General features: G+C 38.5%; 11 protein-coding genes. 1 reads left to right on the forward strand and 10 read right to left on the reverse strand.

The window, feature by feature from the left end:
- Positions 1 to 166 precede the first annotated feature (166 nt).
- From BM361_RS08605 to BM361_RS08640, 8 genes are all read right to left on the reverse strand, one after another.
- Positions 167 to 1,345: an acyl-CoA dehydrogenase family protein gene (locus tag BM361_RS08605; protein ID WP_074978222.1), complete on the reverse strand. Its 1,179-nt coding sequence runs from the start codon at positions 1,343 to 1,345 to the stop codon at positions 167 to 169.
- A gap of 80 nt (positions 1,346 to 1,425) precedes the next feature.
- The gene (locus tag BM361_RS08610) at positions 1,426 to 2,136 is read right to left on the reverse strand and encodes a gluconate 2-dehydrogenase subunit 3 family protein (protein WP_074978224.1); all 711 of its coding nucleotides are present in this window, start codon (positions 2,134 to 2,136) and stop codon (positions 1,426 to 1,428) included.
- 10 nt (positions 2,137 to 2,146) lie between these two features.
- Entirely contained in the window at positions 2,147 to 3,889 is a 1,743-nt protein-coding gene (locus tag BM361_RS08615) for a GMC family oxidoreductase (RefSeq protein ID WP_074978225.1), read from the reverse strand.
- A 123-nt stretch (positions 3,890 to 4,012) separates the two neighbouring features.
- A complete protein-coding gene (locus tag BM361_RS08620) occupies positions 4,013 to 6,301 on the reverse strand; it encodes a GH92 family glycosyl hydrolase (RefSeq protein ID WP_175496557.1) in 2,289 nt (762 codons plus the stop codon).
- Between the two features lie 136 nt (positions 6,302 to 6,437).
- A complete protein-coding gene (locus tag BM361_RS08625) occupies positions 6,438 to 7,151 on the reverse strand; it encodes a tRNA1(Val) (adenine(37)-N6)-methyltransferase (protein ID WP_074978227.1) in 714 nt (237 codons plus the stop codon).
- A 20-nt stretch (positions 7,152 to 7,171) separates the two neighbouring features.
- Positions 7,172 to 7,696, reverse strand: coding sequence for a ribosome maturation factor RimM (gene rimM / locus BM361_RS08630; protein WP_038267118.1), 525 nt, complete (start codon positions 7,694 to 7,696; stop codon positions 7,172 to 7,174).
- A 9-nt stretch (positions 7,697 to 7,705) separates the two neighbouring features.
- Entirely contained in the window at positions 7,706 to 8,257 is a 552-nt protein-coding gene (locus BM361_RS08635; RefSeq protein WP_038267115.1) for a 30S ribosomal protein S16, read from the reverse strand.
- Between the two features lie 136 nt (positions 8,258 to 8,393).
- Positions 8,394 to 11,678: an amidohydrolase family protein gene (locus BM361_RS08640; protein WP_074978228.1), complete on the reverse strand. Its 3,285-nt coding sequence runs from the start codon at positions 11,676 to 11,678 to the stop codon at positions 8,394 to 8,396.
- A gap of 137 nt (positions 11,679 to 11,815) precedes the next feature.
- Here BM361_RS08640 and mfd point away from each other — a divergent pair, with 137 nt between their 5' ends.
- A complete protein-coding gene (mfd, locus tag BM361_RS08645; protein WP_038267109.1) occupies positions 11,816 to 15,169 on the forward strand; it encodes a transcription-repair coupling factor in 3,354 nt (1,117 codons plus the stop codon).
- On the opposite strand, the gene BM361_RS08650 is transcribed toward mfd, so the two are convergent.
- Together BM361_RS08650 and BM361_RS08655 are read right to left on the reverse strand one after the other, a co-directional pair.
- The gene (locus tag BM361_RS08650) at positions 15,166 to 15,834 is read right to left on the reverse strand and encodes an ATP-binding cassette domain-containing protein (protein ID WP_074978230.1); all 669 of its coding nucleotides are present in this window, start codon (positions 15,832 to 15,834) and stop codon (positions 15,166 to 15,168) included. The genes mfd and BM361_RS08650 overlap by 4 nt on opposite strands.
- Before the next feature lie 282 nt (positions 15,835 to 16,116).
- Complete coding sequence (locus BM361_RS08655) at positions 16,117 to 16,776, reverse strand: aspartate kinase (RefSeq protein WP_038267104.1); 660 nt, start codon at positions 16,774 to 16,776, stop codon at positions 16,117 to 16,119.
- Between the last annotated feature and the right edge of the window lie 85 nt (positions 16,777 to 16,861).

Genomic DNA, 16,861 nt, shown 5'->3' on the forward strand with positions numbered 1-16,861 from the left:
TAACGGCAGGTTTTAATTATTAAAAGGTTTTTGATAGTTTGTTAGAGAATAAAAAGGCGCACTATGGTCTTTTGGTATTAAAAGCACATTGTACGCCAGCTTATGTTATTCAATAGAATTGATATTACTTCTCTGCCTGATAATAAAATGTATACATCTGGAGATTTTATTTAAATGCTGGCATTCCGGTAATATCAGCTCCGGTAATTAATAAATGTATATCGTGTGTCCCTTCATAGGTAATCACACTTTCAAGATTCATCATGTGTCTCATAATGCTATATTCTCCGGTGATACCCATACCTCCTAATACCTGTCTTGCTTCTCTGGCAATTTTTAGGGCCATGTCGACATTATTGCGTTTCGCCATAGATATTTGAGCTGTAGTAGCTTTATTTTCATTTTTTAATTGCCCTAAGCGCAATGCCATCAATTGGGCTTTGGTGATCTCGGTAAGCATTTCAGCTAGTTTTTTTTGCTGAAGTTGTGTTGCAGCAATGGGTTTGTCGAATTGTATACGCTCCTTTGCGTATCGTAAAGCTGTATCGTAACAATCCATTGCGGCACCAATGGCTCCCCAGGCAATACCATAGCGAGCAGAGTCTAAACAGCCCAATGGAGCGCCTAAGCCGCTTTTTCCGGGCAATAGATTAGTTTTGGGTACTTGTACATTGTCAAATATTAATTCACCAGTAGAAGAAGCTCTCAATGACCATTTGTTGTGTGTTTCAGGGGTGGAAAATCCTTCCATACCTCGTTCTACAATTAATCCGTGTATGCGACCTTCTTCGTTCTTTGCCCACACAATTGCGATGTCTGCAAATGGAGCGTTGGAGATCCACATTTTAGCACCGTTAAGAAGATAGTGATCTCCTTTGTCTTTGAAATTAGTAATCATTCCTCCGGGGTTTGACCCGTGATCTGGTTCTGTTAATCCAAAGCAGCCCATGAATTCTCCCGTGGCTAATTTTGGGAGGTATTTTTGACGTTGTTCTTCTGAGCCATATTTCCAAATTGGATACATGACCAATGAAGACTGCACCGAGGCAGTAGATCTCACACCACTATCTCCACGCTCTATTTCTTGCATGATGAGGCCATAGCTGATTTGATCTAATCCGGCACCACCGTATTCCTCAGGAATGTATGGTCCGAAGGCGCCAATTTCGGCTAACCCGTTAATGATTTGTTTGGGGAATTCAGCCTTCTGAGCGTACTCTTCTATAATAGGAGATATTTCGCGTTTTACCCAGCTGCGAGCTGCATCCCTTACTAATTTATGTTCTTCTGATAATAAGTCGTCTATATTGAAATAGTCGGGCGCTTCAAATAAATCTGGCTTCATGCTAAGTTGGTTTTAATTACTTCAAATATAGCAATGAAATGTAACAAAACAATGATTGTAAGTTTCATTTTTAACAAGCGTTATGCGAGGTCATAATTATCCCAATTGGCTATTTCGTTTCGCTCTTCTGGTTTAATACATTCGTTAAGCGTTTTCTCGTCATAAGATAGTTTATGTCGATCCAGTACGTCTTGAGGAACGCCGTCCCAAACATTAGGAACGTTTCCGACATAGCCTAGGTACTCTATACCTTCTTTGCTTGTGAAATACCCTGTTGCCACCAGGTTTCTAAGTCTCGAGAAGAATTTAGCGCCTTGTAAAAATTCAGGTTTCACATCATCCGGATAGGCAATATCTTCAATGATTTCAAGTTGTTGCGTCTCAGGGGTGTCTTTAAAGACTTTATCAAATCGTTTGTTGCTTTCGTGGTCTAGCCACATGAGTCCGCCACGCATTGGTGTCTGGTGATGAGGCATGTCTTTTACGATAAACTCTAAAAACTCGGGTACCTTTGCATCTGTAGCCGATCCGGAAGTTTCATCTGCGGGAATTATAATATCCGACAAAACCGCCAGTGTGGCCATTTCATGTTCATTGAAGAATGTTTTGCTATATAATTCTTTATCTCTTGCTAATTCTTCGGGAGTTCGGCCATACCCACTTTCTTCAATCTCAGGGGTCGGGGTTTCATTGGCTACTTGTTCTTCAGAATCAGTTAAACATCCGGAAAACATAAATCCGGAAGTAACCGTTCCTGCAACCATTGCTTTTAAGCTTTTTCTTCTATCCATGACTTATGTTTTAAATATTCATTTTTTTAATTTCTTCAGTTAAATATTCAGAGGCTCTCCAAGCCAAGGCAAGTATAGTCCATGTTGGGTTTTTATCGGCCTGTGATACAAATCCACCCCCATCCATAACAAATAGATTAGGAACATCGTGGGCTTGGTTGTATTTGTTTAAAACGGAAGTTTTCGAATTGTCGCCCATTCTTGTGGTGCCGACTTCATGAATAATCCGGCCGGGAACATCTAAGCCGTAGTCACTTTCTTTTCCGGGTTTATTTCCTAAGGCTATACCTCCCATATTGTGAATTAATTCTTCGAACGTTTCATGCATATGTTTGGCTTGTTTTCGCTCTTCATCTGTCCATTTATAGTTGAAGCGCAGAACAGGAATACCATATTTGTCTACTACATCCGGATCAATTTCACAATAGTTATTTTTTTGTGGTATACTTTCACCTCTTCCTGCCATGCCAACAATGGCGCCATAGAATCGATTCACATCATTTTTAAAATCCAAACCATAACCACCTGGTTTTTTCATTTGTCCATCTTTTCCAGGAACCAATCCGTTGATATTCTCCATTCCAAAACCTACTCCATAGGCAGGCATTCCCATGCCTCCCCAGAATTCCATGTGATATCCTCTGGTAAAACCAAGGTTTTTACTATCGTTTAACCACCATGGCACATAGAGGTGCATGCCTCCAACGCCATCTTCATTGTAGCGTTTTCTGTCCATTAAAGAAGGTACAAGCGCTGTTCGTGCTGCGCCGGTTGAATCGTGCAGATACTTACCGACAACGCCACTTGAATTCGCCAATCCATTTGGAAATTTGGAAGATTTGGAATTCAAAAGGATTCTTGCTGAACCGCATGCGCTTGCTGCTAAAATAACGACTTTAGCCTTTACCGTATATTCCTGCAGATCGTGTTTGTTGATATAAGAAACACCTGTTGCTTTACCGTTCTCATCTGTGAGTACTTCCCTTACCATTGCATTTACGTATAAATCGACGTTGTCGTATTCAAGAGCAGGTTTAACCAAAACGGAAGAGGATGAGAAGTCTCCATAGATGCTGCACGATCTTGAACATTGCTTACAGTAGAAACATGCTCCCCGGCGATTGTCTATTCTTTTTGTAAGAATTGACAAACGGGAAGGGATTACTGGCAGTCCAGATTTTTGCCCCGCTTTTTTAAGGTAAAGTTCATGAAGTCTGGGCTTTGGAGGAGGAAGGAAGTATCCATCCGGTTCATTCGGGATATTTTCCTTCGTACCAAATACCCCTATTAATTTATCGACCTTATCATAATATGGTTTTACATCTTCATAACCAATAGGCCAGTTATCACCTTTGCCATCAAAGTCTTTTCTTTTAAAATCTAAAGGACCGAAACGTAAAGAAATACGACCCCAGTGATTGGTTCGACCTCCTAGCATTCTGGAACGAAACCAATCAAACTTAGTTCCGTTTTTGCGGGTGTACGGCTCTCCATCGATTTCCCATCCACCATAAGCCATGTCAAAATCTCCAAATGGTCTTGAAGTCCCAGCACCTCTTCGAGGAGATTCGTAAGGCCATTTAAACTGTGTTTGTTGGTCAGGGTTTGCAGGGTCAAAATTTGGGCCAGCTTCTAATAAAGCAATTTTAAAACCAGCTTCAGAAAGTACTTTGGTAGCCATTCCGCCACCTGCTCCTGAGCCTACAATGCATATATCATAAACCTTTGATGATTTCTTAATTTGAAAGGACATAATTCTAAATTGGTTAATAACCTCATAAAATTATGTTTTTGGTAGAGAATTCAAAAAAATATTGAATATAAATTAATAAAGAGAGCACATGTTTAACATTTACATGCGCTCTCTTTGTAAGTTTTACTCATTTGATAATGAGAATGGAAAGTCTGATTTTTGAATTCCTCTATTTTTATTTGGCTGTTCACCCATTTCAAAGTCAATTATAGCACCTTCCATCAATGCTGAATGATTAATGAAATTTTTTGAATAATCCTGACCGTTAAATTGAGCATTTTGAATGTACTTGTTCTTCTCGCTGTTTTTAGGAGCGTTAATTACTACCTCATTCCCGTTTTCAAGTTTAATGGTAATTTTTTTAAATAAAGGAGCACCAAGCACATATTCATCGGTAGCCGGACATACGGGATAAAAGCCCATTGAGGAAAACACATACCAGGCAGAGGTTTGTCCATTATCTTCATCGCCACAATACCCATTAGGGGTTGGGGCGTACATTCTGTTCATCGTCTCACGAACCCAATGCTGAGCTTTCCATGGCTCACCGGCGTAATTGTAGAGGTAAATCATATGTTGGATGGGTTGATTACCATGAGCGTACTGTCCCATGTTCGCAATTTGCATTTCCCGAATTTCATGTATGACAAAACCGTAGTAACTTTCATCAAAAACAGGAGGTTGGCTAAATACTTTATCGAGTTGAGAAATGAATTCTTCTTTACTACCCATAAGGTCTATAAGGCCCTGAATATCGTGGAAAACAGACCAGGTGTAATGCCAGCTGTTTCCTTCCGTAAAGGCATCTCCCCATTTAAAAGGATTGAAAGGCTTCATGAATTCACCATTTTTATTCTTTCCTCTCATCAGCTTTGTTTCAGGGTCATATAGATTCTTGTAATTTAAACTACGTTGCTTGTAAAGTTTGATTTCTTTTTTAGGTCTTTTAAGTGCTTTTGCCAATTGATAAATGGCAAAGTCATCGTATGCATATTCCAACGTTCTCGCTGCATTTTCGTTAATGTCAACATCGTATGGTACATATCCTAATTCGTTATAATATTGTACCCCTGCACGTCCAACAGCAGTTAAAGGACCGGCATTATTAGCACCGTGAATTACAGCTTCATAAAGGGTTTCAATATCGTATTTATGTTCATCGTCTATTTTAAGAAAAGCATCCGCAACGACAGAAGCAGAATTATTCCCAACCATTACATTGCGTAACCCCGGACTTGCCCATTCTGGAAGCCAACCACTTTCTTTGTAAGCATTGGCCAGACCTTCTTGCATTTGAGCATTCAATTCAGGATACATGAGGTTCAAAAAAGGGAATAGTGAACGGAAGGTGTCCCAGAACCCTGTATCGGTAAACATATATCCCGGTAACACTTCCCCGTTATAAGGGCTATAATGAATTACCTTGCCATTTGCGTCATATTCAAAAAACTTTCTAGGGAACAATAAGGAACGATAAAGGCAAGAGTAAAATGTCTTCATTTGATCTGCTGTACCACCCTCAACATTAATTCTGCTTAGTTCTTTGTTCCACTGTTTTCTTCCTTTTTGTTTTAGATTATCAAAGTCGTGATCACCAATTTCATTCAGATTTCTTTCTGCTTGTTCATGGCTTATGAATGAAGAGGCAACCTTAGCATTTACGATCTCTCCTTTTTTAGTTTTAAAGCTAATCACAGCTCCTGCATGTTCTCCTTTTAATTCAAGACCGTCCTTAAGGTCTTTACCATCAAAAGTATTAGTGCTGGTAAAATTTTTATCAAATACTATGATAAAATAGTTTTTAAAGTTTTCAGGAACTCCGCCACTATTTTTGGTGGTATAGCCTATTATTTTATTTTCCTCCGGAATGATTTTCACATAGGAGCCTTTATCAAAGGCGTCTATTACTATATGAGCCTGTTCGGTTTCCGGAAAAGTAAACCGAAAGCGGGCAGCTCGTTCTGTTGGTGTAATTTCCGTGGTAACATCATGATCGGCTAAATATACTTTATAGTAATGAGGTTTTACCGTTTCGGTTTTGTGAGAGAACCAACTGGCGCGATCATCTTCAGTAAATCGTAATTTCCCCGTAACCGGCATGATGGAAAACTGGCCATAATCATTCATCCACGGAGAGGGTTGATGTGTTTGTTTAAAACCTCTTATTTTATCCGCAGTGTACATATAGGCCCAGCCACCACCCATTTTACCTGTTTGTGGGGTCCAAAAGTTCATACCCCATGGTAGGGCTATAGCCGGATATACATTACCATTAGACAAGCTATGCTTTGAATCTGTTCCCATTAATGGAGAGGCCCAATCAACCGGTTCCGTTATTTTATCAATAAAAATATCTTGAGAAATGGCAAGCTGACAGCAAATTGCCATGGTAAAAGTTAAAATTAATTTCATGTGGTAAATACGTTAATAGTTAGTTTGTTTTGACGGAACTAAAATTAAGAATATAAAAAAAAATCCCCATTAATTTTAGCTAAACAACGTAATTACCACTCAGTATGCGGTGAAAAAAAGTATAGATGCCTTTAGATTACATCTTTAAATAAAATTCTTTGGTGAGATTGATGTACTCCTGAGTGTACTTATGACGTTCTATTTCAATGGTAAGTTCTGAAGTTTTAATTTCGGTTTCCTGAAAGGAAAACGCTATTAGACTTCTTTTATATTCAGAAACGGGAGTTCCCTTTACATGGGTAACTCTATTTGGATATAGGCGGAAATGAGCTGCTAATTCAATAAACTTCTGTTCTTCTTTAAATGGGATAATTGTATTGAATTGTCCTTTTTCAGCCAATAATTTAGCTACCCCTTCAAGCAATTGGTCAAATGGAAGTGAGAATGAGTTTCGAGCCATGTCTCTCTGTTGATCGCCGCTAGTGACGTTCTCAGAATAAAAAGGAGGGTTCGAAACAATGAGCTGATATTGATCGTCAATTTCATCCACAAATTCATCAAATCCTGCATGATAGCAAAAAAGACGATCACTCCAGGGAGAGGCTTCGAAGTTTTCCACACATTGCTCAAAGGCGTTGTCGTCTATTTCGATAGCATCCATTAATTCAGCAGGACAACGCTGGGCGAGCATAAGTGATATAAGGCCTGTGCCAGCTCCGATGTCTAATACAGAATTAGGAGCGTGGTCTACTGAGGTCCATGCGCCCAATAAAACACCATCGGTCCCAACTTTCATCGCGCAGCGATTTTGGTTGATAGTGAATTGTTTGAATTTAAATGGCTTACTCATTGATGATGCCTTAAGGAATATTATAAATATAGATCAATTAACCCTTCAGGAGTATTGACGATAATTGTCTTTTTCGATCGATCTATCTTTTTGATAAACTCATCATTAATAGGAATCAAAATTTCCTTGCCATCTTTCTCAATTTCAAAAAGGGCTTGGGATGAATTGTCATTGATATTAACGATTTTGCCGACCAATCCATAATTTTGGTCTTCAATATTAAAACCAATGATTTCGTGATAATAGAATTGGTTACCACTTAATTTCGGCAGAAAATCGAGAGGTAGGTACAGTTCCGACTTCATAAGAGCGTCAGCATCTGCCTCAGAATCTACATCTTCGAGTTTTAACCGGAGTAGATTTGATTTCTGTAGGGAAGATCGTTCGATAAAAAAAGGAATCAGGTTATTGCCGTGAGCAATAAACACTGATTCCAGATTTTTGTATAGTTCAGGTTCGTCAGTGTCGAGTTTGACAAGGATTTCACCTTTAAAACTAAATTTTTTAACAATCTTACCGAGATAGAAGCATTCTTCTTTTCTCATGCAATTTGTTTAAGCTTCCGCTTCTTTGTTTTCATCAGCTTCTGCAGCTGGAGCTTCTTCTGTAGTTTCAGCAGCAGTCTCTTCTGCAACTTCTTCTTCAGCTGGAGCTTCTGCCTCGGCCTGAGCAGCTTTACGCTTCTCGTTTACTTCTTTTTCAGCTTCTAAAGCTTTTGCTTTAGCATCTTCTTTAGCTTTAGCTAAATCTTCTTTTTTAGCAACAACCTTACCTGATTTTTCTTCTAACCAAGCCTCGAATTTTGCTTGAGCTTGCTCTTCAGTTAAAGCCCCTTTTGCTACACCTCCTAATAAGTGGTGCTTTAAAAGTGCTCCTTTGTAAGAAAGAATTCTTTTAGCAGTGTCAGTTGGTTGTGCACCATTCTGTAACCACTGAACTGAAGCATCAACATCTAACTCGATTTGAGCAGGGTTGGTGTTCGGATTGTAAGTTCCTAATTTTGCTAAGAATTTACCATCTCTTTTTGCGCGAACGTCCGCAGCAACTACCCAGTAAAAAGGTTTTCCTTTTCTACCGTGTCTTTGTAATCTAATTTTAACTGGCATAATGCGAATTAATTTTGGGGTACCCGACCCCGATTATTAGTTTTATTAAACCCTTAACTCTTGTAAAGGCGGGTGCAAATATACGCTATTTTCTAGTCTTTACCATAATAGCGTATATATTTTGCTGAATTTTAGTCTATTGGTGTCCGATGTGGCATCCACAACCAGGAACGGTAAAACTTTTGGCCTCTTCATGCCAAGGGAAAGAAGCGTTGTATTTATTGTTTTCCCAATAAAACTCTCCTCGCTCTTTCGGACTATTTCCAATTTCATTCATTGTTTTGGTATCGTATAGTCGACCGTTTACCATGGTGAATTCTACCGATTCAGAGTTGCGGATATTATCCAACGGATTTTTAGAAAGGACAATCAAATCGGCTAATTTTCCTGCTTTAAGTGAACCAATTGAGGCACCGGCTCCAATATAATTTGCCGGATTTATAGTAGCGGTTTTCAATGCGTCGAGGTTACTCATACCACCTTGCTGTATATTCCATAGTTCCCAATGAGCTCCCAAGCCTTGAAGTTGTCCGTGAGCACCAAGATTTACCTTAACACCATTTTTTGCTAATTCCGTAACCGATTTTGAAGTTAATATATGTCCGTTTTCATAATCCTCATCCGGTATCATCATACGAAATCTTGATCTGGAATCTACAATGCCACGAGGGGTGAAATTTAATAGTTTCTCATTTTCCCAAACATTGGTTTTTTGGTACCAATAAAATTCACCATTCACACCGCCATAGTTAACAATAAGAGTTGGGGTGTAACCTACATCGCTGTTACTCCAAAGTTCAATAACATCTTTGTATACCGGCGCTACAGGGATGTTGTGTTCAATACCTGTATGACCATCCATGATCATGCTCAAATTATGAAAGAATGTTGAACCGCCTTCAGGAACAACATTAATATTATATTCTTTGGCAGCCTGCATTACTTGCTGGCGTTGATCACGACGAGGCTGGTTATAGCTCTTTACTGATTGTGCCCCAAAGGCTTTGGTTCTTCTTATTGCGGAACGGGCATCTTCAATATTGTTGATAACCGCCTTAAAGTCTCCGTCGGCGCCATATAAAATGAATCCTGTAGAAAATATCCTTGGTCCAACGATCTTACCATTTCTTACCAATTCGGCTAATGAGAAAATGGCTTCCGTATTAGCTGAAGGGTCATGAGAGGTTGTTACCCCGAAAGCGAGATTGGCATAAAACTGCCAATGCTTTTGGGTATTCAGTCCATTTCTAAATCCGCCTACGTGTGCATGGGCGTCAACGATACCCGGCATAATGGTTTTACCGGTAGCGTCATATATTTTTGCTGATGCGGGAACGTCAATTTCGTTTGAATTTCCAACCGCTTCAATTTTGTTTCCATTGATAATAATCGTGCCATTCTCAATAACCTGATCTCCTTCCATGGTAATGATTCGGGCATTGGTGAATACAATTTTTCCCGTAGGCTTGTCAACGGGAGCTTTGAGATTAATCGGAGTGCCTTTACTGGTGATTTCCGGAATTTTCTTCGGGGAATCTTCAAGAAAAGTAAATCGGTCTGAAACTTTATTGGTAAAATATTCTTCTCCGAGGGTCCAGTAAATGGTCTTGCTGTCCGGAGACCAGTGAAGGTTGACCCCGGCATCTTTTGAAATTTGAGAGACCGGAATATTCTTTGAGTTGTTGTCAATATCAATAGTTTGTCCATTCATTACTAAAGGAGCAAGATATGCTTTGTGTAAATGGGTGAAAGCGATCCATTTACTATCAGGGCTAGGAACCAGACGGTTAGCGTATTTGGATTTGAGGTGCGTTCGTTCATCCTTTCCGTTTAGGTCAACACTTTTTAAGGTCTTGGTCAGACTACCAAAGTATTCTCCCCCGGTTTGATAAAAAATACGTTTATCATCAGCAGAAAAAGTTGGATGTGCTCCAGATGCCGTAATGAATTTAACATTGCTGCCTTCGGCTGTCATGGTATAGATACCGGGTTTTACAGTGTAAGCGTACCCCATATCGCTGTTACCATTTTCTTTTTGGTATACTATACTTTTACCATCATTGGAAAAGGAAGGATTGCGATAGATGCTTCTTTCAGAGCTAAGCTTTTCCGGTGTGCCTCCCGAAATGTTTACTTTATAAATTTCTCCTAACTTTTCGTCATTCCACGTAACATAGATGATTTCTTTTCCATCAGGAGAAAATGAAGGTTCAAATTCAAAGTCCTCAGCATTGGTAAGTCGCTTCGGAGTTCCATTCGGTAATTTTTTAGTCCAGATATGTCCGATAGCACTAAAGACAAGTGTTTTTCCGTCAGGGGATGTTTTAGCATTCTTAATTACTTTTACGGTAAAATCCTTGTCCGGAACTGGGTTGTTAAAATGGACAGTTTCTGCAATATTGATGTTAGCGTCTACAGTAAAAGGTATTTCCGTAACCTCGGTAGATTCAATGTTTACCTTATGCAGCTTTCCTTGAGCCCAAAATACGATTTCTTTATTGTCAGGCATCCAGCTGAAGTTGGGGTATACCCCAAAAATAGCCCAGGCGGTTTGCTGGTCTTTACTAAGATTGTCATAGATGGGCCATTCTTCTTTGGTTTTTAGGTCGTGAATGTATAGTACTGATTTGGTGCGAACGCGTTTTATGAAAGCGAGTTTTTTTCCGTCTCTTGAGACGGTGGGTCTTGCTGCACCACCGGGTCCTCCGGTAATGGTTTTGATCTCTCCGGTTTTAAAGTCGTAACGTTTAACCACATAGATTTGCTTATTAGGATCTCTATTGTAATCAAAGGCTCCACCGGGTGCCATATCCTCAGAATAGTAAAGATATCTTCCGTCAGGAGATACAGATGGCTCGTTTACGTCTTGTTGATCGTTTTTGCGTTTTGTAAGTTGAAAACCACTACCGCCCGTAATATGGTATTGCCACATTTCACCAGCACCTAAAGAACGTCCGGAAGTGAAGTGTTTTCGTGCAATTAGAAAATCGCCATCAGGAGTCCATGTGGCATTGTTCAAAAGTCTAAAACTTTCTTTAGTTATTTGACGGGCATTATTACCGTTCCTGTCCATTACCCAGATATTGTCTCCGCCACCAGCGTCGCTGGTAAAGGATATCTGTTCTCCGTTTGGAGAAAATCGGGGTTGTACTTCATAGGCTAACCCTGTTCTTAGCGCTTTAGCCTTTCCTCCATTGATAGGCATGGTGTAAATGTCGCCTAACATATCAAACACAATGGTTTGTCCGTCAGGACTAACATCTAAATTCATCCACGTCCCTTCATTCGTAGTAAATTGATGTTTTTTTAGTTTCCAGTCAGCAGGATTATTCACGTCCCATTTTTCCTTTTCCTGAGCAATCAGGGACAGAGGAATAAATAAGAGCGACAATAATGCAGTTTTAATATGGTTGTAACTCATAGTTGTGAAGAATAAAATTTAGCCGCTAAAATACCCAATATTTTTTGGAGTCGTGTTTAAACACTGTGTTAAAAAAAGTTACCAAATTTTGTTCACGTGTGGCGGGGCTATATCTTTGCTTTAAAATAGTTAAGTACGTGAGTAAAAGTATTATCTCGCAAACCTTTCAAGAGTCTTTGCAACAGCAAAAACTCGGAAAGGCTATTGCCGATTCGCAAAGTAAGGTCCATCTTAAAGGACTGGTGGGTTCGTCATTGTCATTTGTTATTTCAAATGCTTTTCATGAAGCTGAAAAACCATTTCTGTTGGTTTTTAATGATAAAGAAGAGGCGGCTTATTATTTAAATGATCTGGAGCAGTTGATCGGTGAGAAACATGTGCTTTTTTATCCAGGAAGTTACAGGAGGCCTTACCAGATTGAGGAGACAGACAATGCCAATGTTTTGCTCAGAGCAGAGGTTTTGAATCGGATTAATTCCCGTAAAAAACCTGCGATTATCGTCACATATCCTGATGCCCTTTTTGAAAAAGTAGTTACTAAGAAAGAACTGGATAGAAATACTTTGAAAGTGCAGGTTGGGGATAATCTCTCTCTTGATTTTGTTAATGAAGTACTTTTTGAATATAAATTTAAAAGAGTAGATTTTGTAACAGAACCTGGGGAATTTTCTGTTCGTGGAGGTATCGTAGATGTCTTTTCATTTTCACATGATGAACCTTATCGAATAGAATTTTTCGGAGATGAGGTAGATAGTATTCGTACTTTTGATGTAGAGACCCAGTTGTCGAATGAAAGGTTGAAGAAGATCTCCATTATGCCGAATGTCGAGGATAAAATGTTAGAAGAAAGTCGGGAGAGCTTCTTGAAATATATTTCCAGTAAAACGGTAGTTTTTGTTAAAAACATCGATTTGCTCGCTGGACGTTTGGATAACTTTTTTGACAAGGCTGTTCAGGCCTTCGGACAGTTGTCAGATGATGTTAAACACGCCTCTCCCGGGGAACTCTTTTGCTCTTCAGAAGCCATAAAGAAAGATCTTTTCGATTTTACTTTGGTGGAGTTAAGCAATCAGCCATTACTTAAAGCTGATTATTTTATAGATTTTAAAACAAAACCACAGCCTTCATTTAACAAGCAGTTTGATTTATTAATTGATAACCTCAATGAGAATCACCAAAGAGGATATGTAAATTATATATTCTGTGTAAGTGATCAGCAGGCAAAGCGATTCCATGATATTTTTGATGATATAGAAGGAGATGTACATTATAAAACGGTGGTGTTTTCAATGTATCAGGGATTTATTGATGAAGACAACAAGATTGTTTGTTATACAGATCATCAGATATTTGAGCGTTATCATAAGTTTCATTTAAAGAACGGGTATGCTAAAAAGCAAGCTATTACCCTAAAGGAGCTTACCAATCTTGAGGTAGGGGATTATGTAACCCATATAGATCACGGAATAGGAAAGTTCGCCGGGCTGCAGAAGATTGATGTGGAAGGGAAGATGCAGGAAGCTATTAAGCTTATATATGGTGACAGGGATATTCTTTATGTCAGTATACATTCGTTGCATAAAATATCAAAGTATAATGGGAAAGACGGGAAACCCCCTAAGGTTTATAAATTAGGGTCCAATGCCTGGAAAAACCTTAAAAAGAAAACTAAGAACAGGGTTAAGGAAATAGCATTTAACCTCATTAAATTATATGCCAAAAGAAGAACTGAAAAAGGACATCAGTATGGTCCTGATACTTATATGCAAAACGAACTGGAAGCTTCTTTTTTGTATGAAGACACGCCAGATCAGAGTACAGCAACTGCAGATGTAAAAGCAGATATGGAACGTATCCAGCCAATGGATCGTCTGGTTTGTGGTGATGTGGGGTTTGGTAAAACCGAAGTGGCTATTAGAGCTGCTTTTAAAGCCGTCGATAATGGTAAGCAAGTTGCTATTTTGGTGCCAACAACAATTCTGGCTTTTCAACATTATAAAACCTTTACAGAGCGTTTAAAAGGCTTTCCGGTTACCATTGATTACCTGAACAGATTTCGAACCGCTAAGGAGAAGCGGGAAGTGTTGGAACAATTACCTGAAGGAAAGATCGATATTGTAATTGGAACTCACCAGCTTACTAATCCGAAAGTGAAATTTAAAGATTTAGGGTTGTTGATTGTAGATGAGGAACAGAAATTCGGGGTGGCGGTAAAGGATAAATTGAAGACCTTGAAAGAGAATGTAGATGTATTAACCTTAACAGCAACGCCGATTCCAAGAACATTACAGTTTAGTTTAATGGCAGCAAGAGACCTTTCGGTTATTAATACACCACCGCCAAACAGGTACCCAATCGAAAGTCAGGTAATTCGATTTTCCGAAGAAGTGATCAGGGATGCTGTTTCTTACGAGATTCAAAGAGGCGGGCAAGTCTTTTTTATTCATAACAGGATCGAAAACATTAAGGAAGTGGCAGGAATGATTCAACGACTCGTTCCGGATGCAAAAGTTGGAATTGGTCATGGGCAGATGGATGGAAAAAAACTTGAGAAATTAATGCTTTCCTTTATGAATGGCGAGTTTGATGTATTGGTATCTACCACGATAATTGAAAGTGGTTTAGATGTGCCTAATGCCAATACGATTTTTATCAATAATGCGAATAATTTCGGATTGTCGGATCTACATCAAATGCGAGGTAGGGTTGGTAGGAGTAATAAGAAAGCCTTCTGTTATTTCATTACGCCTCCTTATTCTGCAATGACGGAAGATGCCCGAAAGCGTATACAGGCTTTAGAACAATTTACAGAACTAGGTAGTGGATTCAATATCGCCATGAAGGATCTTGAGATTCGAGGCGCTGGAGATTTGTTAGGCGGAGAGCAAAGCGGATTTATAAATGAAATAGGATTTGATACCTATCAGAAAATCTTAAATGAAGCCATTGAAGAATTAAAGGAAAATGAGTTCAAGGACTTATATCCATCGGAGGGGGAAGAGAAAGAATATGTTAAGGAAACCCAGATAGATACTGATTTTGAATTGTTGTTTCCGGACGATTATATTAATAGTATAACGGAACGACTCAATTTATATAATGAATTAAGTAATATTGACTCTGAAGAAAAGCTGGAGGCTTATCAAAGCAGGCTTGAAGATCGTTTTGGTCCTTTGCCTGGTGAAGCTGTAGATCTTTTAAATAGTGTCCGTATCAAATGGATTGCCAATAAAATGGGGTTAGAAAAGGTCGTGATGAAGCAGGGTAGGATGATAGGTTACTTTATTGCAGATCAACAAAGTCCTTTTTATCAAAGTAAAGCATTTCAGCGTGTACTTCAATTTGTGCAATTACATCCTAAACTGTGTAAGATGAAGGAAAAAGAAACGCGTAAAGGATTACGTTTATTATTGAATTTTGACCATGTCAAATCTGTAGAAAAAGCCCTTGTTGTTCTGAACCGGTTTGTTGAAGAAAAAGAAACTGTTTAATTGTAATCGGAAGAAGTTAAATAACCGTTTTCCTTTAGACAATTCTTGTCATTGATTGCGATTTTTTGACCTTTTTGGAGTAAGAAGCTACGATTTGAGATTTCAAGTACATCATTATAGTTATGATCAGTGATGATGATGCCTTTGTTTGGTTTAATGTTTAAATAAAATTCTTTAATGAGTTCCTTGTAAAGCGGTTCGATCATGGAAAAAGGTTCATCCAGTAATAAAAACGGGTGTTTTAGATTCCCGACAATTAAGGATTCTAAATACCGAACTTCGCCTTGAGACAGATATCCAATTTTCTTATTCTCGAAAGTTGAAACACGAGGGGCATAAAAAATTTTATCCTGTTCATCTCCTCGATAGCACATGGGTATAAGATTACGCACATTTAATTCTTTTGGTAAGAATGAGGATTGTGGCAGGTACCCGATAAGTTGGGATGATCTTGATTTTTTGGGATTGATCTCCTTCTCGTCAATCGTTAAAGTCATCTGATCGGCTTTCAATGATCCGAATATAATTTTTAACAAAGTAGATTTGCCACAACCGTTTCTTCCAAATACACTTACGATTTCTCCCTTTTCACATTGAACTGATAGATTCGAGATGATACCGTTGTTTCCATAGGACTTATTTAATCCTTCAATGCGTAGTTTCATTTAAATGCTTATTAGGATGCTCATGGAGATAGTAATAATACTATTTAATACAAACGTATTTTTTATGAGACTAAGTTTGGTGTAGCCCAGATTAAGGTATAAGTAATACTCCTGTTTTTTAAAATATTGAAACCCTAATAAGCCAATAATTATACCCAGTGAACAGAATGAAATAAGTCCCCAGAAATAGTTTGAAATAATGCCAAAGATAATTGAGAAGACCAAATTGAAAATAGTTACATCTTTGTAGTATTTCCAAAAGGCCCGTCGGTTTCTCATCTTCTATAACATTTTGAGGTCCTTAATAACCTTAAAGGCTTTATCGACCTGATCTTCACCTACAATAATTGTAAATTCATTGGTTGTTGATATCACCTCGTGTAACACAATACCCTCCCAGGCAAGTCTTTGGAAAATGAAATAGTAAATACCAGGTATAATTACATTTTCTTCAGGAAGCTTTACGCTTATTGATGAAAGGTTGTCTACTTTCTGAGTTGTTTTTTCATCCTTGAAAATTTCTTCAACAAGTTTATCCATACTGTTGCTGACAACAATGTTGGTTTCATTTACTCCTCTGGAAGAAGTATAGAAAACATCCTGATTGTTGTTGATTTCCTGCATCAACTTGGCTTGCTTGTTTAAGATGGTGTCGGAAACTAAAAAAGTGTAGTCTGTTAAAGAGGATCTTACTGTGATCTCTCCAATGTTCTTCAGTACCTTTAAAATGCGGTGAGTAGCTCTGAATTCAAGGTCGGCGGATAACCTTTTTAGAGCCATAACAATAGCACCATTTCTTACTTCTTTTCCTAACTGATCTTCGATATCCGGTTTAATTTCCCTGGATAATGAAGTTAGATTGATAATTCCTTGTGCCAATGCACTTTGCAAGAAAGGCTTGGCCTTAATATACTCTTCTACTACCGATGAAATTGTCTTCATTTTGACACTTTGTTATAAATTGGTTAATGGTGTGATAAAATTAAAGAGTAATGAAATAAAAACAAAAAAATAAACGATTTGTTTT

It is taken from the genome of Zhouia amylolytica, assembly GCF_900116365.1.
Classification (GTDB): domain Bacteria; phylum Bacteroidota; class Bacteroidia; order Flavobacteriales; family Flavobacteriaceae; genus Zhouia; species Zhouia amylolytica.